The organism is Pseudoalteromonas sp. 1181_04 (assembly GCF_052850545.1).
Genome location: NZ_VXCS01000018.1, coordinates 38,759 through 58,043 on the forward strand (window position 1 = coordinate 38,759; position 19,285 = coordinate 58,043).

20 protein-coding genes are annotated in these 19,285 nt (G+C 39.4%); 7 read left to right on the forward strand and 13 right to left on the reverse strand.

Annotated elements, in window-relative coordinates; translation table 11 throughout:
• Positions 1 to 208: 208 nt before the first annotated feature.
• The 3 genes from yjjG to FW757_RS15615 all read right to left on the reverse strand — a co-directional run bounded on the left by yjjG (position 209) and on the right by FW757_RS15615 (position 2,395).
• Complete coding sequence (gene yjjG / locus FW757_RS15605; protein WP_145236903.1) at positions 209 to 883, reverse strand: pyrimidine 5'-nucleotidase; 675 nt, start codon at positions 881 to 883, stop codon at positions 209 to 211.
• Positions 883 to 1,428: an inosine/xanthosine triphosphatase gene (yjjX, locus tag FW757_RS15610; protein WP_145236907.1), complete on the reverse strand. Its 546-nt coding sequence runs from the start codon at positions 1,426 to 1,428 to the stop codon at positions 883 to 885. The genes yjjG and yjjX overlap by 1 nt, the downstream gene beginning before the upstream one ends.
• Positions 1,429 to 1,495: 67 nt before the next feature.
• The gene (locus FW757_RS15615) at positions 1,496 to 2,395 is read right to left on the reverse strand and encodes a phosphoribulokinase (protein ID WP_145236910.1); all 900 of its coding nucleotides are present in this window, start codon (positions 2,393 to 2,395) and stop codon (positions 1,496 to 1,498) included.
• Positions 2,396 to 2,532: 137 nt separating this feature from the next.
• Here FW757_RS15615 and FW757_RS15620 point away from each other — a divergent pair, with 137 nt between their 5' ends.
• Both FW757_RS15620 and FW757_RS15625 read left to right on the forward strand, forming a co-directional pair.
• On the forward strand, positions 2,533 to 3,402 hold the full coding sequence (locus FW757_RS15620; RefSeq protein WP_182739693.1) for a hypothetical protein: 870 nt from the start codon (positions 2,533 to 2,535) through the stop codon (positions 3,400 to 3,402).
• 77 nt (positions 3,403 to 3,479) lie between these two features.
• Positions 3,480 to 3,845: a hypothetical protein gene (locus FW757_RS15625; protein WP_145236916.1), complete on the forward strand. Its 366-nt coding sequence runs from the start codon at positions 3,480 to 3,482 to the stop codon at positions 3,843 to 3,845.
• Between the two features lie 47 nt (positions 3,846 to 3,892).
• On the opposite strand, the gene FW757_RS15630 is transcribed toward FW757_RS15625, so the two are convergent.
• The 6 genes from FW757_RS15630 to FW757_RS15655 all read right to left on the reverse strand — a co-directional run bounded on the left by FW757_RS15630 (position 3,893) and on the right by FW757_RS15655 (position 9,270).
• Positions 3,893 to 6,463, reverse strand: coding sequence for a M1 family metallopeptidase (locus FW757_RS15630; protein ID WP_182739695.1), 2,571 nt, complete (start codon positions 6,461 to 6,463; stop codon positions 3,893 to 3,895).
• Positions 6,464 to 6,557: 94 nt separating this feature from the next.
• The gene (locus FW757_RS15635; RefSeq protein WP_149980621.1) at positions 6,558 to 7,238 is read right to left on the reverse strand and encodes a hypothetical protein; all 681 of its coding nucleotides are present in this window, start codon (positions 7,236 to 7,238) and stop codon (positions 6,558 to 6,560) included.
• 77 nt (positions 7,239 to 7,315) lie between these two features.
• Positions 7,316 to 7,666, reverse strand: a complete 351-nt coding sequence (locus tag FW757_RS15640) for a DUF2750 domain-containing protein (RefSeq protein ID WP_145236925.1) — start codon at positions 7,664 to 7,666, stop codon at positions 7,316 to 7,318.
• A 17-nt stretch (positions 7,667 to 7,683) separates the two neighbouring features.
• The gene (locus tag FW757_RS15645) at positions 7,684 to 8,262 is read right to left on the reverse strand and encodes a glutathione S-transferase family protein (RefSeq protein ID WP_182718058.1); all 579 of its coding nucleotides are present in this window, start codon (positions 8,260 to 8,262) and stop codon (positions 7,684 to 7,686) included.
• A gap of 68 nt (positions 8,263 to 8,330) precedes the next feature.
• On the reverse strand, positions 8,331 to 8,612 hold the full coding sequence (locus FW757_RS15650; RefSeq protein WP_145236931.1) for a peptidylprolyl isomerase: 282 nt from the start codon (positions 8,610 to 8,612) through the stop codon (positions 8,331 to 8,333).
• A gap of 85 nt (positions 8,613 to 8,697) precedes the next feature.
• Positions 8,698 to 9,270, reverse strand: a complete 573-nt coding sequence (locus FW757_RS15655; RefSeq protein ID WP_404687563.1) for a glutathione peroxidase — start codon at positions 9,268 to 9,270, stop codon at positions 8,698 to 8,700.
• 124 nt (positions 9,271 to 9,394) lie between these two features.
• On the opposite strand from FW757_RS15655, the gene FW757_RS15660 reads away from it, so the two are divergent.
• From FW757_RS15660 to FW757_RS15670, 3 genes are all read left to right on the forward strand, one after another.
• The gene (locus FW757_RS15660) at positions 9,395 to 9,883 is read left to right on the forward strand and encodes a GNAT family N-acetyltransferase (protein WP_182794613.1); all 489 of its coding nucleotides are present in this window, start codon (positions 9,395 to 9,397) and stop codon (positions 9,881 to 9,883) included.
• Positions 9,884 to 9,958: 75 nt separating this feature from the next.
• Entirely contained in the window at positions 9,959 to 11,941 is a 1,983-nt protein-coding gene (locus FW757_RS15665; protein WP_182739696.1) for an ATP-binding protein, read from the forward strand.
• A 77-nt stretch (positions 11,942 to 12,018) separates the two neighbouring features.
• Positions 12,019 to 13,149: a response regulator gene (locus FW757_RS15670; RefSeq protein ID WP_145236944.1), complete on the forward strand. Its 1,131-nt coding sequence runs from the start codon at positions 12,019 to 12,021 to the stop codon at positions 13,147 to 13,149.
• 25 nt (positions 13,150 to 13,174) lie between these two features.
• Here FW757_RS15670 and queG read toward each other — a convergent pair whose 3' ends face one another.
• The 4 genes from queG to FW757_RS15690 form a co-directional block, all read right to left on the reverse strand.
• A complete protein-coding gene (gene queG, locus FW757_RS15675) occupies positions 13,175 to 14,308 on the reverse strand; it encodes a tRNA epoxyqueuosine(34) reductase QueG (RefSeq protein WP_182718059.1) in 1,134 nt (377 codons plus the stop codon).
• 70 nt (positions 14,309 to 14,378) lie between these two features.
• Entirely contained in the window at positions 14,379 to 15,596 is a 1,218-nt protein-coding gene (locus FW757_RS15680) for a methyl-accepting chemotaxis protein (protein ID WP_149980629.1), read from the reverse strand.
• Between the two features lie 95 nt (positions 15,597 to 15,691).
• Complete coding sequence (locus FW757_RS15685) at positions 15,692 to 16,390, reverse strand: glycerophosphodiester phosphodiesterase (protein ID WP_145236954.1); 699 nt, start codon at positions 16,388 to 16,390, stop codon at positions 15,692 to 15,694.
• Positions 16,387 to 17,253 (reverse strand): DMT family transporter, encoded by an 867-nt coding sequence (locus tag FW757_RS15690; RefSeq protein WP_149980630.1) that lies wholly within the window; start codon positions 17,251 to 17,253, stop codon positions 16,387 to 16,389. The genes FW757_RS15685 and FW757_RS15690 overlap by 4 nt, the downstream gene beginning before the upstream one ends.
• 310 nt (positions 17,254 to 17,563) lie before the next feature.
• On the opposite strand from FW757_RS15690, the gene FW757_RS15695 reads away from it, so the two are divergent.
• Positions 17,564 to 18,664, forward strand: coding sequence for a sensor histidine kinase (locus FW757_RS15695; RefSeq protein ID WP_182739697.1), 1,101 nt, complete (start codon positions 17,564 to 17,566; stop codon positions 18,662 to 18,664).
• Positions 18,664 to 19,278, forward strand: coding sequence for a response regulator transcription factor (locus tag FW757_RS15700; protein WP_182718062.1), 615 nt, complete (start codon positions 18,664 to 18,666; stop codon positions 19,276 to 19,278). Before FW757_RS15695 ends, FW757_RS15700 begins: the two co-directional genes overlap by 1 nt.
• The last annotated feature ends 7 nt before the right edge of the window (positions 19,279 to 19,285 follow it).

Sequence of the window (19,285 nt, forward strand, 5' to 3'; positions counted from 1 at the left end):
TTTTTGTTTAAATAATGCAGTTTAGTTTTTTAATGTTATACCAATCGTGTTAAGTTACTGACCATTTATAGCGACAGATAAATGGAGTGATAACAAGGCGTAAATTTTGACATGTAGTTGTTCTACTTAAAAAAATTATAACGCAGTTAGCGCTTTATTTAGCTCGCTAGAATGGTTAAATATTTAAGTCGATTGGTATTAAGCCTTTTTACAATCCTAACAACTGTTGTAACTGTACCAGCTCAGTCACTTGGTATGTTGGTTCAATGCCTTCTGGCAGAACTGTGTTGGGATGCTGTAGCCAGCAGGTATCAATCCCGGCATTTTGGCCACCTAAGATATCACTGCTTGCGGTATCACCGACCATTAAGATCTGTTCTTTTGGTGGATTACCTAACAGTTCAAAAGTGTGATAAAAAATTTCTGCGGCTGGTTTTGCAATTCCCACTTGCTCAGAGATAACTAAACAATCAAACATCTCTTTTAATCCGGTATGCTCTAAGCGACGTGCTTGCAGCTGGGTAAAACCATTAGTGATAATGCCTAATTTAGCATGCGGTTTTAGTTTATTTAGCAGTTCAATAGCGCCAGGTAATGGTTCGCAGATCTCAGCCATGGCAGTTAAAAAATCATCATTAAGCTGTTGAGCTGGAACATTGAGCTTATTAGCCCACTCACTAAATCGAGTGACTTGTAGGTGAGTAGCGGAAATAGTATTGTTTTGATACTCAAGCCACAACGGTTTATTTGTTGCTTGATAATGACTGTAATCAGCGTCATTAAAATCTACGCCATAAACTGCAAACATTCTTTTTAAGCCTGCATAGGCATTAAAGCTAAATAAGGTTTCGTCGGCATCAAATAAAACATGGGTGTACTTCATTAAACTTCCTTAGAGTAAAGCGCGGGATGAAGAAAAGGCGCCATAGCGAGTGTCAGCGCTTGCGTATAGGTACTTTCGCGGGTGGCATGATGATTAGTTAATAAACCAATAGCACCGCCTTGCTGTTTGATATTGGTAGTATTAAATGCGTTATCCATTACATCGCCAAGTTCTTTGCCTTGCAATAACGCATTATACAGGCTTGGGGGTAAAGGAAGGTTACTACTACGACCGATAGCACGTTGTTGGTTATCAGCAACGACTACAAATGCAAAGGTAGCGGGGCCGTAGCTAAATTGCTCAGCACCACCTTCCATTGCAACATAAAAATCAGCTTGGTAATGCTGTTGGCAATACAAGACACGATTTTGTGCGCCTATTCGTGTTTCATCTTCACCTATTGGCTGATCAGGTACTTGTGAAGGTGCATCAACTCCTTGACAATCAATCGTCATATTAGGGTAATAGAGAGAGAAAATACTGCGGGCAGCATTTATTTTTACCGGATTTTTGGAACCGACGAGAATGCGTAATGGCTCTGTCATGCTGACATCTCCTTTTATGATGAAGTCAGCAGTTTACATAAGCTATATATTTCAGCAAGCGTATTTCTTAAATAGGCAAATCAACGGGGGCTAATTCGGCAAGCGCACGCTTTTTAAGGATAATATCTTTGATAAGTGGGGTTAATACTAACTCCATAGCGAGTCCCATTTTTCCACCAGGGACCACTAAGGTGTTGATCCTCGACATAAAGCTACCTTCGATCATACGTAGGTAATACGGAAAATCGACGTCATCTATGCCACGAAAACGAATAACTACAAAGCTTTCATCAAGGGACGGAATATCTTTTGCGCTAAATGGGTTTGAGGTGTCAACGGTTGGCACGCGCTGAAAGTTTATGTGAGTACGTGAGAACTGTGGCGTAATGTGATTAATGTAATCATCCATACTGCGGACAATTGAGCCCATAACAGCTTCGCGAGAGTGACCACGTTCAGAGGTGTCGCGGATTAACTTTTGGATCCACTCAAGGTTAATGATAGGCACCATACCAATTAGTAAATCAACATGCTTAGCTACATCATGATCTTCATCGACAACACCGCCATGCAGTCCTTCGTAGAATAAAATATCGGTGCTACTTTCCAGTTCTTGCCACGGAGTAAAGGTACCTGGTAGTTGATTGTATGGCACGGCTTCGTCAAAGGTATGCAAATAACGACGTAATTTACCTGCTCCAGTATCGCCATAGGTGCTGAACAAACCTTCTAGGGCTGCAAAGTCATTAGCTTCACGACCAAAGTAACTAATGTGTTTACCTTCTTGCTGCGCTTCGCGAACTTTTTTATCCATCTCAGGACGAGTATAGCGATGAAAACTGTCGCCCTCTATAAATGCGGCCTCAATATTAAGACTACGAAATATATGCTTAATAGCACTTGTCGTGGTGGTAGTACCCGCACCAGATGAACCAGTGATCGCAATAATAGGATGTTTAGCTGACATAATTTTTCTCGTTTTAAGTAGCTCTGTAGTTATAAGGCGTAGTAAGGGGGTAGGTCAAGTGACATATCAATAACAGACTTGGGAATAACTATAAAATAGCGCTATTATAAGGGCGATAAAAATAATTAGAGAATGATATGAAATTGACTTTACCTTGGCTAAGTTTTGTTGCCACCCTTGCAGTTACCCCTAATAGCGTTTTAGCTGCGATGCCAAAAAGCGAAATTTTACTTGCTAAACTTAACACAGAATATGGGTTACAAGTAAGCCGTATCACTAATAATGATGTTTATAATAATCAGCCTTTACTTACCAAAGGTGGTATTTATTTTACCCAAGAAGTGCAAAGTGAAGGGCAAAGTCAAACAGATCTAGCTTTTTATGATTTTACCAATAAGCAAGTAACTAATTTAACAAATACTGCTGTGAGTGAATACTCGCCGACTTTAACACCTAATGGTAAGGCACTGTCAGCTATCGTAGTCGAGGCGGATGGTAAGCAAAAGTTATGGCAATATCCGTTTGACGATAATGTTAAACCAAGTCGTATTTTTGAGTGGATAGAGCCAGTTGGTTATCATGCCTGGGGCGCCAAAGATGATATGGTGATGTTTATTTTAGGCGAACCACATACTTTACAATATACTCAGGTTGCTGCAGCGAAGCCAAAAGTGGTTGCTGAGCATATTGGCCGTACGTTGACATTTAACCATGCATTAGCTGCCTATACATTTAGTTATAGCAAAGCGCAGCAGCACTGGTTAGCAAGTTATGATCCGCAAGAAAATACCGTCACTGACCTCTTTCGTTTACCGCAGACGGTACAAGATTACGCATTTAAAGACGCTAATACGGTCATTTATGCGGTCGATAATCGTGTTTACCAGCGCCAGCTAAATAGCCCTGAACAGGTCTCTCTATGGCTTGATTTAACGCCTTTCTGTGACACCAATATTACCCGTATTAGCTACTTAAATGATCAACTCGCTTTTGTATGCGTTAAATAACTATAATATAAAACTTTGCAGGTTCTTGGCTGTGCTGTAGTTTACAGCTAAGAGCTTAATGAAAATCAAGGATATCCATGTCAGCTAGTCCAGAGCAAATCAACGAGCAACTTATTGCATTAGAGTGCCGTAGTAATTTTAGAATTAAGAATATCACTGAATATATGTTACCTAAGTCCAAAGAAGCAATTTATCTGCATATAGAAGGTGGCCAAGCTAAGCTTGTGCTTCGTCCTGCACTGGAAGTCTTTAGTGATGATTTTAATAAAATAGCAGGCGTTAACCGCATTAGCGGTTTTTTTCATAGTAGTGAAATGACACGGTTTCCAACGCGTATTTTTAAAAGCACGAATCCAATCCATTATGGAATTGGTTTTAAAATGACCAGCGTTGAAGGAGCAAAAGAGTTTATTTCTCAGCTAGTAAAAATTATCAATGGATAAATAACGCTGTTGATAAAAAACGGCAAGCCAATGGCTTGCCGTACAAATTAACGTTTTAAGAAACTATTAACTGAAGCTAGTTCACGTTCTTTGAGTGCAATACAATTATTTACGCTTTCTTCAAGCTTGCTTAAGGTACGGGCATAACCTGGCTCATCAGCAATTTTGCTCATAAAGAAAGTTTGCGTTTTTGCTAAGCTGCTGGCGCTACAACCTGAGGTGGTAAAGTTAGGCAGGTTAGGTACGAAGAAAGGTGGCAAGTTTGCAACTACCTTATCGTAATTCGCGTATATCCATTCAATAAACAAAGCTTCACGGGCTTTCGTGTAAGCCTGTCCTGACATAATCGTACGCATGTCAGATGCAGTGACATCGTCAGTTAAGCTGTAATTTAATACCTTAGTTTGTAGCTCTGGCGTGCCAAAGTAACTCATAGCCGCTAGCATTTTTGTACGCACTTGCGGATCTTTGGTAGTTTTAAAGGTATTTATATACGCATCGAGTAGGTTTTTATCACCATGGAATGCGGCTAAGTTTAAGTAGATTGACGCAAGGTACGGATCAACTTTTTCTGGGTTATTTAAGTAAACACGGGCTTGTGCCTTGGCGGTATTGATCACACTTTGATCTTCACCATCAAAACCTAAACGTGCAACTACTTGAGTACGTAATTGCGAGATTGCAGCATCTTCATTTACTTTTGCAGTTAAACCATACTGTTTAGCTGCAGGCATGATGCTTTTACGAATAAATTCAGGCCACAGGTCTTGGTTGCTTTCATCTTCAAAGGTACGCTTTTGTGCGGCTAAATAACCCAAAGCGGTATTAGCAACGCGTGGGTGTTTGTCGCTTACAAAAACTTCTAGTGTTTGCATTAAATGTGCAGCAGAAATAACACCAGCATCTAGTAATGCATCAGCGGCAGACAATAACGCTAAACGTTCTCGTACTGTCAATGACTGTGCGGCGTTATCAATCAATGCAGCAAATTGTTTGTCATCCATCACCCAGCGGTAATAACCTAAAGCGCCTTGATCAGGATAAATCCACTCAGGTTCAAATTCAAGTTCAACAGTTTGATTGGCTTTAGTTAGTAATACATTGGCAGTTTTAACTTTATCGCCAGCACCGTATTTTATTGCAACTGGCACATTCCAAAGCTGTGCAGGAGCATCAACGCCCGCGTTAGTAAAGCGGCTTTGATTAATGGTAATCTTTTTACCTTGCTGAGTTACTTTGATCAGTGGGAATGAAGATTGTTCGATAAACGATTTTAAAACCGCTGCCACATCTTTATTTGATGCTTTACCAAGGGCTTGCCATAAGTCGGCTGCTTCGGCGTTTTTATACGAGAACTCTTTTAAATAAGCGCGAATACCCTGCTGGAAAGCCTCTTCGCCAATCCAGTTTTCAACCATAGCTAATACCGAGCTGCCTTTGCTATAAGCTAAGCCTAGGCCATCCATAATATCGGCTTCGGTTTTGATTGGTTTACGAATTGGCTTAGTACTTAAACGAGCATCTAACGCCATAACGTTATTTTGCGGCAGGTCTAAATGTGATTCAAATTCAGGGTTAAGCTGGGCTGTGATTTTAGCAGCCATCCAGCTTGCAAACGCTTCATTTAGCCATAAGTCATTCCACCATTTCATGGTTACTAAGTTACCGTACCACTGGTGAGCAAGTTCATGAGCGATGATAGATACATTGCGTTGTTTTTTATTGCGAGTCGCTGTAGCCAAATCAAGTAGCAAAATATCTTCACGGTAGGTAACTAAGCCTGCATTTTCCATGGCACCGAATGGAAACTCAGGAACAGCGACTGAATCTAGTTTTTTATAAACATAAGGAATACCAAAGTAGCCTTCAAGCGCGACCAATACTTTTGGCATTGCTTGCTCGGCATATTCACCTAAGTGAATTTTACCTTGTGGCGTGATCACACGGCCTGGAATTGGCATGCCTTTGACTTCACGCTCCTCAAATGGACCGACAGCCATAGCCACTAAGTATGAAGGAATTGGCGGTGTTTTATCAAAAAAGTGAGTGGTCATATCGCCATTAACGGTCGTTTTTAACTCAGGTGTATTGGCATACACTTTTTGAGAGCTAGGTGCTGTAATCGTTAATTGGAATGGAATTTTATAACTTGGTTCATCAAATACAGGGAATGCGCGGCGGGCATCGCTCATTTCAAATTGGGTAAATAAATACGGCACACCCTGATCTAAGGTTTTATACAGGCCAACACTTTGGCGATTATAGGGGGCAGTGAAGTCGACTTTAAGCGTGTATTTACCTGGTTGAATTTGCTCATCGCAGCTAAATTTTACTTTACCTGTTTTTAGCATTTCAGCACTTAAGTCACAGTTTTCTGCCCCAAGCAGTTTGGCCATTTGGGTTGCGTAAGCAACACCATTAAGCTCGATATAGTTAGTTGGCTTAAGTACTTCAAGGGCGATTTCGGTCATGCCGCTAAAGGTTTCTTGAGCTGGATCAAGCGTTAAAGATACGTGTTGAGAACTTGGTTTTGCGAGCTTTTCTAGGACAAACTCATTAGCATGAGCTGAACTTACTGCAATGGCCACACTGAGTGTGAGTAGGCTTTTAATAAACATAGATATCCCTGATATTTTCTTGTTAGAGTTTTGTGCACAGTTATCCTAACAGTTTTTAAGCAGTGAGTAATGAGCTAGTTGGTAACAAAGTTTGTCAAATGGTGTGGCGCTGATTAAAGCGGTGCCAATCAATGTGCTGGTTGATCACGCGTATTTGTTGGCAGATCTGATTAAGGGTGATTACATCGCTAAATTCAGTCAATTCATATTCATTAAAACCCAGCAGATAATTAAAAGCATCTTTATTGCCTGCTTGAATTGCATAAATGCGGATTTGCTGCTCAAAATTGAGTCTGAGACTGCTGACAGCGGTTTTCATACCAAGTTGATCGATATTGGGAATATCACACTTTTGTAAGTAGCCGGCACGCTCTCCTTCACCAGAGAACCAAATGCGAACTTTCTCGCTATAGCGACCTGACTTAGATGGTAAGTCAAACAATAGGCGATTGTGTCCTTGTTGTTTAACTGCTGCGATATACTCGTTTAAACCAGCATCAAAAAGTGCTTGATGGATAGGCACAATACGGGCTTTTATTTTACCGTGGGTATGGAAATGAAAACAAAGGATCTGTTGATGTTCAACAATATCGCACAGTTGTAAATGGCCAATTTCATCACTGTAAGCTCCGCTGTAATAAGCGATTAAAGGGAGCCAAAAATGCCAGTGTTTCGGCTGTTCGCGAGGTAAGCGTTGATCACCATATATATAGCCATGGTAAAGAGTATGTAATTCCATAGCGGAAAAAGGGCGGCGACCAAGATGGGACTTCAACGTAATACCCTGAAAGTAAAGATTTGCGCTAGTTTATAGCAAATAAACCAGCGCAGTAAAGCAATGTTAAATAATGCTTATTCGCTTAGTGCGCGTGCTAATCCAACCGGCTCGATTTCAACACATACTTGGTCGTCATTCCAGTTTAGGCCAACCAGTGCGTCATCTTCTTTTAGATCTTCAACCCAGTCATCTAAAAATTCATCCAAGGTGATTTGCAGTGGGCTGTAATCGGCCCATTCTTCTTTACACTGGGCTTTTGCTGTTGCTTCACTTTCCCACAATAGTAGTACATCGGTGTTTTCAAATTGGTTAGAGTCACAAACCACAAAACCGCCATCTTCAGCACCTAGCGCCCAGATTTGTTCACTTTGACGTACTTTTTCAACAAAACTAACTAGTTCTGATTCAATTTCGATATCACTCATGTGTTTACCCTTAAATGTTAATTACGTGGATCGGTTTGCTGCACTGCCTGTTGCTGAGCAAATGAATAATAGAACTTCATTAACTCGGTATGTGCCGTTAGATCCGTTAACTCGCGGAAGCAAATCCAATCAAGTAAGCAGTATAAACTGATGCACAGGTATTCACAGCTTTTAAATCCTGCATCTGCAAAATGGTTATTTAAATAGCTTAATGTTTCAGCAATGCGTTCATTTTGTAGATTAAAAAATAATTTATCATCTTGCGTATCGAATCCTGAACGCTGACAAAGTAATAGCTCAACCAGCGAATCATTGCATGCATTAATGATTGTTAGTAGGTGCTCTTGTTGCCAATTCAGACGAGTTTGACTGTGTTGTTCGAGCAAAAAGCGGATGATGTTATTTGAATCAGCCAAGGTTTGCTGCTTAGTGATTAGTACTGGAATTTTTCGGGCTGGATTATTTTGTATCATTAGCTGACGATCAGTGTCTGAAAAAATATCTAAGTTGATAAACTCAAGACTGCATTGATTTAACAGTGCCCAAATACGAATGCGGCGTACAAATGGCGAAGTTGTTGAGCCTAATAGTTGCATGTGCTTTCCTTAGGATAAAAAGAAAGCCGCAGAGGCGGCTTTCTTTTAGGTTAGTAATAAAACCAACGTTATTCTGTACGACTAGTCACTTCAAGTAAGTGGTAGCCAAACTGAGTTTGCACAGGACCTTGTACTTGATTAATCGGTGCTGAAAAAACCACTTTATCAAATTCAGGAACCATCATACCAGGACCAAACTCACCTAATGCACCGCCATCCTGACCTGAAGGGCAGTTTGAATGTGCCTTAGCTAACTCAGCAAAATCTTCGCCTTGTTCAATCTTGGTTTTTAAATCTAAGCACTGCGCTTCGCTGTCTACTAATATGTGTCTTGCACTTGCCACTGTCATAAAATCTCCCGTTTCAAGGTGGTGTTTTTTCAATCAAATCTTACGTTATTCTAGTTCAATAATAACTACTTGTACCAGTATAAAATTAAATATCTGAAATTGCTTGTTCTATTGCTTTAACTAACTTGTCTGAATCTGGCTTGGTTTTGCTATTAAAACGTTCAACCTGTTTGCGATCTGCAGATACAAGGTATTTATAAAAGTTCCAATTTGGCGAACTCGTTTGGGCATTTAAATGCTTGAATATAGCATTGGCATCACTACCTCTGACTTCGCTGGTGGCAAACATCGGGAAGGTCACACCGTAATTTACAAAACAGACTTTAGCTGTGGCTTTTTCGTCATCTTCTTCTTGGAAAAAATCATCAGAAGGAAATCCCAGTATCACTAAACCTTGATCTTGGTATTTTTGATATAGCGCTTCAAGACCTTCAAATTGTGGCGTAAAACCGCAGTTGCTTGCTGTATTGACGATCAATAAGGGTTTATTCTTGAATTGACATAAATTAATGCTCTCTTTAGAGCGAAGTTTGCGCATAGTAACATTAGTGAAATCATCACATGACGTATCCTCAACCTGCTGTTGGCTTGTTTGCTCTGGCTGTGCATAAACACTACAACTGAATATTGCGCAGCATAATAATAATTTTTTAAACATACCGATTCCTTAACTTGTTGTGGCTGATCACCCTGGATGGCAGTCTACCGTTTATTTTGCAGTAGTGTGACTTTAACTCATACGTTACTATGCAATGAAGTGATCAACAACCGCTAAAAACAAAATGACAATACGATTAGCAAATAGTAATGATTTAGCCGCCATAGTTGCAATTTATAATGAAACAATAGCAAGTAGAATGGTTACAGCCGACACCGAACAAGTAAGCATAGCAGACAAGCAAAATTGGTTTAATAGCCATACCGAGCAGCGCCCTATTTACGTTTATGAGCAAGACTCGAAGGTGATAGCTTGGCTTAGTTATAAATCTTTTTATGGTCGTCCAGCCTATGATGGAACGGTAGAAATCAGTATCTATATTACCGCATTTGCACAAGGCCAAGGGCTTGGCAAACGCTTACTTACTTTTGCCCAAGAGCAAGCTAAGCCATTAAATATTAAAGTGCTACTAGCATTTATATTTAGTCATAATATACCGAGTATTAAATTGTTCGAGCGCTTTGGTTATCAACAATGGGGAAAGTTACCTAATGTGGCTATTATGGACGACAATCACTACAGCTTAACTATCTTAGGTAAGCATTTAGGGTAGATATACGACTAAAAATAATCCTTTAGATGGTGTTAATGCAGAAAACTTAGACTACGCTTTTATCATGTTAAGTTGATGAAAAGCGGAGTCAAAGCTGTGCGGAAAATATTGATCGTTGATAGCAATAGTATTTTAGCGATGCGGATAAAAGTATTGCTTGAATTGATTGGCTGTGAAGTTGAATTGATCCACTTTTCAATGCTACAGGAATGTACTGCGTTTAGTTCTTATGATTTAGTGACTATTGCACATGGTGTTCCAGTGGCTACCGCAAGTTTTTTAGTAACACAGGTCAGTCAAGAGCGCTTTTTACTGCTTGCACCTAAAGTTGAAAACAGCGAACAACTATCTTTATTTAGTGAGCTTAATCGACTGGCGCCAAATGCTCTGGTGATTTATCCCTTCTTCGCGAATAAAGAGATCAGCACCTTATTAGAGAGTGTGTTAGAGCTTGGCTCCGATAGTGTTTTAGTATTACCAACGGTATTGTTGGTTGACCATATTCCGCAGCGGCTTGAAAAAATAGCAAATAGTCTATTAGGTGCTCATATTAAAACGATTACAGCTAATAGTATTAGCTCTGCGATTAGCCAAACACAAGGACATGAAATTGATCTGCTATTGAGCGATTTTAGCTTGCCTGATGGATCTGGTTTAGAAGTATTTGCCGCCCTCAAAGTATTATATCCGCAATGTCGTTGTTTACTATTTACCTCAAAACCAAATCAAGTGTCGATGATTGAAGCTATTCGCCAAGGGGTGGAAGACGTACTAGTTAAACCAATTAATGAAAATATGTTACTGCAATCGGTGCATAAACTTTGGCAAACGGAGTTATTAAAACGTCATAACACTGAATTAGTTGAACGCCTACAAGATACCGTTGATGCACTTATTGAAAAAGATAGCTTGTTACGTGTCATTTATAAGCACACACCTGATGCGATTATGTTATTTGAGCGCAATGGTGAAGTGATTGAAGCAAACGATGCTTGCTCTAAACTATTTCGGTTATCGGCAAAAGCACTGAAAAGCAGCTCAGTATTTACTTTATTGGATGCAACGTCTGTTGAGCAAATCAAAGAAAAAATAGCGACGTTAAATAAAAATCGTCAATTTAGTTGTGACGTGTATCTGCCAATGGAAGGCGAAGATGCCATTCCATTAGTTGGTTCATTCAATGAGATAGATCATCATGGTGATATTGCACTTGCGGTTATTTTTAAAAACGTTACTCACCTTAAGCTCAAAGAGGAGCTATTACTCGAAGCAAAAGATATGCTTGAAGAGCAAGTACGTGCCCGAACATCACAGCTTGAAGACGCTAAAAATATCGCTGAGGCAGCAAATCACAGTAAATCAGAGTTTCTTGCTAACATGTCCCATGAATTACGCACTCCAATGCATTCAATATTAAGTTTTGCCCGCTTTGGTTTAGATAAACTCGGCAGAGATGATATTTCAGTTGAAAAGCTACAGAAATATTTATCTCGTATTGAGTGTAGTGGCGAGCGGCTGCTCTCATTACTTAATAATTTACTCGACTTATCTAAACTCGATGTTGGTAAATTCCCTTTTAATCCTCACCCACACAATCTTAATAATATTATTAAAACCAGTATTGATGATGTGTCAGGTACTGCTATGGAAAAAGATATTGAAGTGAAGTACTTACCACAAAAACCGCCTCTTATAATTGACTGTGATGAAGAGCAAGTAAATCAATTATTACGCAATATCCTCGGCAATGCGTTGAAGTTTAGTGATCCGCATAGCTGTATTGAAGTCGTTTTAATTAAGCAGCAAGAGCAGGCAATTATTGAAGTGATTGATAGTGGTATAGGGATCCCCGATGATGAGCTTGAACATGTGTTCTCAAAATTTGTACAAAGTAGTAAAACCAATAATGGTGCTGGCGGAACGGGGCTTGGCTTAGCTCTGTGTCGTGAATTTGTATCATTACATAAAGGTGTTATTTCTGCTCATAACAACAGCTCAGGAGGCACGACGATTCGTATAGCTCTGCCATTAGAAATAAAAATTTCTGCTACTCAATAAGAAATTACTTAGCTTGACTGGTAAGAGTTTTTTTTATGACTAAACTATTAATATGAATTATGAAATGGATGATAATTATGCCTTTAACGAGAATATTAGCTGTTGATGACGAGCCTTTTAATTTAGAAATTATAGAAGAGATATTGTTGGATCTTGATTTTGAATTAAAGATGGTTAGCAGTGGTCCTGAGTGCCTCAGCACAGTGGAAGAGTTTGCGCCGCAAGTAATCTTACTCGACGTGAGTATGCCACAAATGAATGGTTATGAAGTATGTAGAAAACTAAAGGCCAATCCCAGAACTGCAAATATTATCGTGATGTTCGTATCAGCCAGAGGCACTGTCGAAGAGCGGATGGAAGGGTATGCAGTCGGTGCAGAAGATTATATTGTTAAGCCATTTGGACAGGACGAACTTAAATCGAAACTGAAAATTCTTAACCAAGTACTGATTGAAAAAGAATCGTTAGAACAGCAAGTTGAAGAAGCCACATCCACTGCATTTAATGCCATGGCTAACAGTAGTGAAATGGGGCAAATAGTTAATTATATTGAGAGCATTGGTATGATTAACAATACTAAAGCGCTGGGTGAAGCCTTAGTTCATTGTTTAAGATCGTTTGATTTACAAAGTAATGTTGAGTTTAGAGCTAATATTGATGCTCCTGACCACTTTGCCCTAAATGGAACGTGTTCGCCGATTGTAATTGAATTGTTTGATATGCTCAAAAATAAGGGGCGGCTACATGAATTTTCCCATCGTATCTTAGTTAATTATGAATTAATTAGTTTATTGATTTTAAATATGCCAGATCACGATCCTGATAAGCATGGCCGGATCCGAGATCATGTGTGCTTTATTGTCAGTGTCACGGAGCAACAGCTACGCGCAATCATGACCCGTGAAGCTTTACAGTCGCAGCAAACAAAGCTAAATGATGCAATTACTATGGTTAATAGCAAGTTTCATGGCTTAATTGAGCTGTTAAATGAAAACCGTCAGAGTAATGAAGCGGTGTTCAAGCGTTTACAAGAAGAGTTAGAAGAGCGGATCCCATCAATGGGGCTAGACGAAGATCAAGAAGTGTTTATTTATCAGAAGGTAGATCAAGCAATTCAAAAATCAGTTGCCCGTGAAGAGTCTGTACAGGGGGTGAAAGCAGCTTTTCATGAAATTGAGCAAGACCTGTCTATCTTATTGAAAAAGTAACAGTAAATAATCAAGGGGTGTGAAGCTACGCATCTCTTGGTAAGCCCTTTTCTACGATACGTATCAAACGGGCGGTTTTTCTTAGCAACTTATCTTGTTTTGAGTGTTGTTGCTTAAGCGCCCACTCTATATGTTCTTTTACCAACTCGGTTGATTGATCATAGCTGGCACTGAGTGCGTCAACGATCGATTGGCTAAATTGCGCATTACCTAAACCTACAGCAATATTTCGTAGCCAGCGCTGATGACCAATTCGACGGATCGGACTGCCTTCGGTATTTTTTAAAAAGGTGGCTTCATCCCAACTAAATAAATCAAGTAAATCTTTATCTTTTAGTTGTGTTCGTGGGTGAAAGTCGGCTTCATCGGTAATTTGCCCGTAGCGGTTCCATGGGCAAACTAATTGGCAATCATCACAGCCGTAAACGCGATTACCTAATAGTGAGCGATATTGCTCAGGGATTGGTCCTTGCAGCTCAATAGTAAGATAAGAAATACACTTGCGTGCATCCACCACGTAAGGCTCTACAATTGCGCCGGTAGGGCATAAAGTAATGCAGGCAACGCACTTTCCACATCCCTCAAACTCATTGGGCTTATCAATTGGTAAAGGGATATCAACAAATAACTCACCCAAAAAGAACCAAGAACCGGCTTCTTTATTGATTAGCAAGCTGTGTTTTCCACGCCAGCCTAAACCTGCTTTTTCAGCAAGTTGACGTTCTAATACTGGTGCTGAATCAACAAATGGCCGATAACCTAATTGAGCGATTTGCAGCTCAATTTTTTGACCTAATTTTTTTAATCGATTACGCATCAGTTTATGATAATCACGCCCTAACGCATAACGACTAATATACGCTTTATCGGTATTTTTGAGGGTTTTAGCAAAGCTTGCATCAGGGGGCAGGTAATTCATTTTTACAGATATAACCCGCACAGTACCTGGGACTAGCTCCGCAGGGCGAGCGCGTTTCATACCATGAGCGGCCATATATTCCATATCGCCGTGATAGCCTAAATCAAGCCAGCGCTGTAATTGTGCTTCGTGTTTGCTTAGATCAATGTCAGTGATGCCAACTTCAGCAAAGCCAAGTTCTTTACCCCACTGTTTTATATCAAGGGCTAACTGCGTGTGATCGGATATTGAGCTACTCACATGGGTACATCATTAAGAAAAAATAACGACGCAATTTAACATATTTACAGCACAGTTAAAACGCTTGCGCTTAGACAAAACGCTTTAACTGCTGCAGAGTTTGCTCACTTAGTTGTTGTGATAATTGACAATCACCTAGCGCTACATCAATTTGTGCTTTTGCTTGGCTGCCTAACGCAACGATTTGTTCAACTGATTGATGAGTTTGATTTTGTGTCTGTTCGAGTAAGTGCACAGCGCTTACAATTTGCTGTAATTGTTGTTGATTGTGTTCAAATTCAACAAGCCGATCGGTAAATCCATGGGATGTATTACTAATGGTTGTTTCTGCATTATGTGAATAACTGACAAGTTGCTCAGATTCTTTATTTGTTTGATTTACTAAAGAATCCATTTGGTTGATGAAATCGCTGATCTGGCGAGTTGCATCACTTACTTTAACCGATAAAGTTCTTACTTCATCTGCTACAACCGCAAAACCACGACCTGCTTCACCCGCACGAGCGGCTTCTATTGCAGCATTGAGCGCCAACAAATTAGTTTGATCTGAAAACTCTTCAACCATTTTCAGGATGCTACGAATATTCTCGCTGTTTTGTTTTAAGCCAGAAATCGTTTCTGAAAAACTGCTCAATACATGACTAATCGATTTAACTTGAGTGACTAGTTTTGTGAGTTCTTGTGCAGAGTGTGTAACAAAGTTTAAATGCTCTGCGTTTACTTGATGAACATCATCGGTATTGGTAACGATACTTTGCAGACTATCAGTTATTTGATTACTGGCTGCGGTTATTGTTTGGCTAAAATCAATTTGTTGTTCGCTTAGCTGCGCCGTATGTTGCATTGACTCAGTCACTTGATTATTACTTTGTGCGCTGGCCTGCGAACTTTGGTAAGTGGTAGCGAGCAATTGGCTTAGATGATCAGTAAAGGTATTGTACTGTTGGCTGATCTCACGAAATTCATCATAGGTAAAGTGGGGGAGTTTAGCTGCTAAGTTTGCATCTTGGCGGTTAATTTTTATTAATGTATCGCGCATTGCCGTAACTGGGCGCACGATCAGAAAGCGCATGTAAAAGAGTGTAAAGGCAAAGCCGGCAATAATAATCACCGTGAGTAACCAAAATAGGCTAGTGTCTGCGTCTTGCGTAGTTAGACTTTTATATAACCAAATCAAAGTAATAGCTTGGAAAATAAATACAAAGCTAAGGTTGCCAACAATCTTTCGGGTTAAAGTAAAAAAGAAGCTTTGTTCTATAAAATTATAAATACGCATATACCCACTCATCAATTGCCCGCTCGGCTGTAGTATTGTTTTACTCAGTATCGTTCAAATTCACTTTAATTCAAGAATATAGGATGAACGGCAGCTATTTTTGATAACTACAGTGAGTTTAAAATCATTTTCGTGTTGCATGGATAATTAGTAAAAATTCCGTCGACACCAAAACTCAGCATTAACTCAATATCTTCTTGTTTATCAACCGTGTACGCATAAACTTGTAAGCCGCGTTGTTTGGCATCCGCGACAAACTCATGGTTAATAAAGTTTTTATCAACATGAATACTAAACGCCTGTAAGCGCTGGGCAAATTCGGCATAGTTGATAGGAATGGAGCCCGTTAACGCGCCAATTTTTAGCCAAGGTAGTTTCTGTTTAAGCCACATTAATTGATGATGATCAAATGAAGAGACTAACAGCATATCCTGAGATAGTTTGTTATTAACGATATTTAACTCAATCAGCTCAACAAATTTATCCAACGAGAAAGTGTGTTTTAACTCAAGGTTTAAGAGCACTTTATTGGCTGTCCAATCAATAGTTTGCTGTAGGGTTGGGACAAATTCGCCATTGCCGGCATCAAAACATTGAATTTGCTCTCGGGTAAGTTTATTTATTTTGCCGCGGCCGCTGGTGGTGCGATCTAGCCAAGTATCATGGATGATCATGTAATCATCCAAACAGCTTTGTACATCGACTTCAATACCATCGACTTCAATTTCGACTGCTGCGGTTATCGCACTCTGGGTATTTTCTGGATAAGTGCCACTGGCGCCCCGATGAGCAAAAACTTTTATCATAATGTGTGTTTCCGAGTAACTGACCATGTTTCGTAAAATGCTGCACTAATCACTAAAGCACCGCCAAGCAGGGTCTGTAGTGAAGGTTGTTCATGCAACAGCAAAAAAGCTAAAAATGTGCCATATAAAGGCTGTAAACAAGAAATAAGTCCCGCTGTTGATGCTGATAAATACTGTAAACTTGCCGCAAATAAAGAGTGCGGAGTTGCAGTAAAAATTACGCCAGCGACGAGCAATAACCCTAGATCTTGGTTCGATATATTAATCACTGGTACTTCAATAAAAGCACATAATAACAAGCTAGCCACTAATGTTTGATAAAACATAGTTTGTGGCCCACCGTAGTGGCTAAAGTATCGCTTATGAACAATATTTCTAAACGCGAAAAAAAATGCTGAAATAACACCGGTTACCACGCCTAAGGTGACATCATTACCCATATCTGCATTTGGTGTCAGTAAATAGATCCCTGTTATTACTACACTTGCGCTGAGCAAATCGTTTACTTTGGGCTTACTACCATTAAAGAATGGTTCAATAAATACGGTGATCACAGGGTAAGTAAAAAATGCAATCATGCCAACCGCAATCCCAGCCATTTGCATACCAGCAAAGTAGGTGACCCAATGTATACCTACAGCAGCCCCTAACAACAAAGCAATTAAGTAATCTTTAGCACCGCTGAGTTTAATTGCTTTTTTTTGCCATAACAGCAATATCATAATAGCCAGACCCGCGATGGCTGCGCGGTACACTGTGATATCTAATGCGTTGAGATTTATTAATTTGGCAAATAGTGCTGTGCCACCAAAAAGTAATACCGCAATATGTAAATAAATTAAACTTTGTTGTTGGGGTTGCATGTAAATTCGCTCTGCTATTTTTTACTATCTTATCACTGCTCATAATAAGGTGAAATTTTTAAAACATGACAAATGTCAGCAAAGTTGATGACATTTTACACTCTTATTTTTTTTAGCGGCTGGCATAGTTATCACATTCAACTGGAGGTAATTATGAATGCTTTAATTTTAATCAGTTTATATATCAGCGATTTTTTTGAAATATATAGTTTTAGTATTACTTACGCCGGTTACTTTATGCTGTTATGTGTTTTTGTGTTATTTAGTAAAAACATAATTATAAATAAAACGATACACTTGGGGTATTAGTATGAGTTCACTTGACACGGTTGCTGAGCAAATCGATAAAGGGTTTTGGAAGTATGGACATTTAATTTTTACTGGCTTTTATTTGTTGCCAATTATGATTAACTTTGCAAATTTAACCGCAAACAACATTTTTATGTCCTTAGCTTTATATATTGCTTTTATTATGCTCTATGTAAAAGCAATAAATTGCCAAGATACCGATACTACTAAGTTAGTTATTGCTATGTTGTTAGTTTGTTTTAGTGCTACTTTTTATACCTCAGGCACACCGACATTATTTGGTTTCGTTGCCTATATTGTCGGTTATGCATATAGTAAACTGCAACGAATTTTTTCAGCGTTAGTGGTCATTTTAACTGTTCTATTAAGTGCATATATTGGCGATATTGCAAAAGTAGAATACTTTCTCGCTATATCTTTAATTTTATGTGCGGCCTTATTTAGCTACGGTATAGCTGCAAAAAGAGAGCAGCAATATAAAATCCGCGAGCAAGAAAACGCCACGCAATTAGAGCAATTAGCAGCAATTGCTGAACGCGAGCGTATTGCTCGCGATTTACATGATATTTTAGGTCACTCTCTTTCATCAATTGCTTTAAAAGCAGAGCTTGCTAATAAATTAAATCAAGGTGAGCGTTACACACAAGCAAATACTGAAATTGCCCAAGTTGCAGAGCTTGCAAGGCAGCTATTGAGTGATGTGAGAAGTGCTGTCAGTGATTTAAAACAGCTCAATCTTGCGAGTCAAATTTCCCAATTGAAACAAAGGCTAACCGAACAAGGTTTTGAGGCGGATTTTAACGTCAAGTTAAATGTGTTACCTGCAAAAGTAGAAGGTATCGCAAGTCTTATTATTAAGGAAGCTGTTACTAACTTACTACGCCATAGCAGCACCAAGAAATGCATCGTTAGCATAGCGCAAAATCAGCAGCAGTTAATAATCAATGTGATTGATCATGCACCATGTAGCTCAATAAAACCTGGAAATGGCTTAAATGGCATTAAAGAACGAGCAGAGCAGCTAGATGGTAAGGCTACATTTACCTGTGAGGATAACTTTAGTTTAAATGTAATGCTGCCTTTAACAGCGAAGGGGTTCTAATGATCAAGGTGTATTTAGTAGAAGATCAGGGGCTTGTGCGCGACGCAATCGCAGCATTATTAAGTCTAGATTTTAATATTGAGGTAATTGGTCAAGCAAGTAACGGGCAAGATGCATTAACAGCCATAAACATGCTAGACAGTAACTCTCTTCCTGATATTATTTTAACCGATATCGAAATGCCTAGCATGAACGGCATCGAACTCAGTGAGCAAATTGCATCAAAATACCCTGCTATAAAAATAGTTATTATGACCACCTTTTCGCGAGCGGGTTACATTAGGCGTTCTTTAAGTGCTGGCGTTAAGGGCTTTATTTTAAAAGAAGCCCCGAGCGATGAATTAATTAGCGCGCTTAAAAAAGTAATGCACGGGCAAAAGGTTATTGATCCTGAGCTTGCTATTAACGCATTAGATGATACTGATCCGCTGACAGATAAAGAACGAAAAGCATTACAACTCGCAAGTGAAGGGTTGAAAACAGCCGATATTGCCGCAAGGTTATACTTAAGCGAGGGCACGGTACGTAATTACTTATCAGACGCTATTGCTAAATTAAATGCCATAAACCGAGTAGATGCAGCGCGTATAGCCAAACAAAAAGGTTGGTTATAACGCCGTA

What these genes read in the sequence shown, in the direction of transcription:
- yjjG (WP_145236903.1), bottom strand. Translation starts at nt 883, where the DNA reads ATGAAGTACACCCATGTTTTATTTGATGCCGACGAAACCTTATTTAGC.
- yjjX (WP_145236907.1), bottom strand. Translation starts at nt 1,428, where the DNA reads ATGACAGAGCCATTACGCATTCTCGTCGGTTCCAAAAATCCGGTAAAA.
- FW757_RS15615 (WP_145236910.1), bottom strand. Translation starts at nt 2,395, where the DNA reads ATGTCAGCTAAACATCCTATTATTGCGATCACTGGTTCATCTGGTGCG.
- FW757_RS15620 (WP_182739693.1), top strand. Translation starts at nt 2,533, where the DNA reads ATGAAATTGACTTTACCTTGGCTAAGTTTTGTTGCCACCCTTGCAGTT.
- FW757_RS15625 (WP_145236916.1), top strand. Translation starts at nt 3,480, where the DNA reads ATGTCAGCTAGTCCAGAGCAAATCAACGAGCAACTTATTGCATTAGAG.
- FW757_RS15630 (WP_182739695.1), bottom strand. Translation starts at nt 6,463, where the DNA reads ATGTTTATTAAAAGCCTACTCACACTCAGTGTGGCCATTGCAGTAAGT.
- FW757_RS15640 (WP_145236925.1), bottom strand. Translation starts at nt 7,666, where the DNA reads ATGAGTGATATCGAAATTGAATCAGAACTAGTTAGTTTTGTTGAAAAA.
- FW757_RS15645 (WP_182718058.1), bottom strand. Translation starts at nt 8,262, where the DNA reads ATGCAACTATTAGGCTCAACAACTTCGCCATTTGTACGCCGCATTCGT.
- FW757_RS15650 (WP_145236931.1), bottom strand. Translation starts at nt 8,612, where the DNA reads ATGACAGTGGCAAGTGCAAGACACATATTAGTAGACAGCGAAGCGCAG.
- FW757_RS15655 (WP_404687563.1), bottom strand. Translation starts at nt 9,270, where the DNA reads ATGTTTAAAAAATTATTATTATGCTGCGCAATATTCAGTTGTAGTGTT.
- FW757_RS15660 (WP_182794613.1), top strand. Translation starts at nt 9,395, where the DNA reads ATGACAATACGATTAGCAAATAGTAATGATTTAGCCGCCATAGTTGCA.
- FW757_RS15665 (WP_182739696.1), top strand. Translation starts at nt 9,959, where the DNA reads ATGAAAAGCGGAGTCAAAGCTGTGCGGAAAATATTGATCGTTGATAGC.
- FW757_RS15670 (WP_145236944.1), top strand. Translation starts at nt 12,019, where the DNA reads ATGCCTTTAACGAGAATATTAGCTGTTGATGACGAGCCTTTTAATTTA.
- FW757_RS15680 (WP_149980629.1), bottom strand. Translation starts at nt 15,596, where the DNA reads ATGAGTGGGTATATGCGTATTTATAATTTTATAGAACAAAGCTTCTTT.
- FW757_RS15685 (WP_145236954.1), bottom strand. Translation starts at nt 16,390, where the DNA reads ATGATAAAAGTTTTTGCTCATCGGGGCGCCAGTGGCACTTATCCAGAA.
- FW757_RS15690 (WP_149980630.1), bottom strand. Translation starts at nt 17,253, where the DNA reads ATGCAACCCCAACAACAAAGTTTAATTTATTTACATATTGCGGTATTA.
- FW757_RS15695 (WP_182739697.1), top strand. Translation starts at nt 17,564, where the DNA reads ATGAGTTCACTTGACACGGTTGCTGAGCAAATCGATAAAGGGTTTTGG.
- FW757_RS15700 (WP_182718062.1), top strand. Translation starts at nt 18,664, where the DNA reads ATGATCAAGGTGTATTTAGTAGAAGATCAGGGGCTTGTGCGCGACGCA.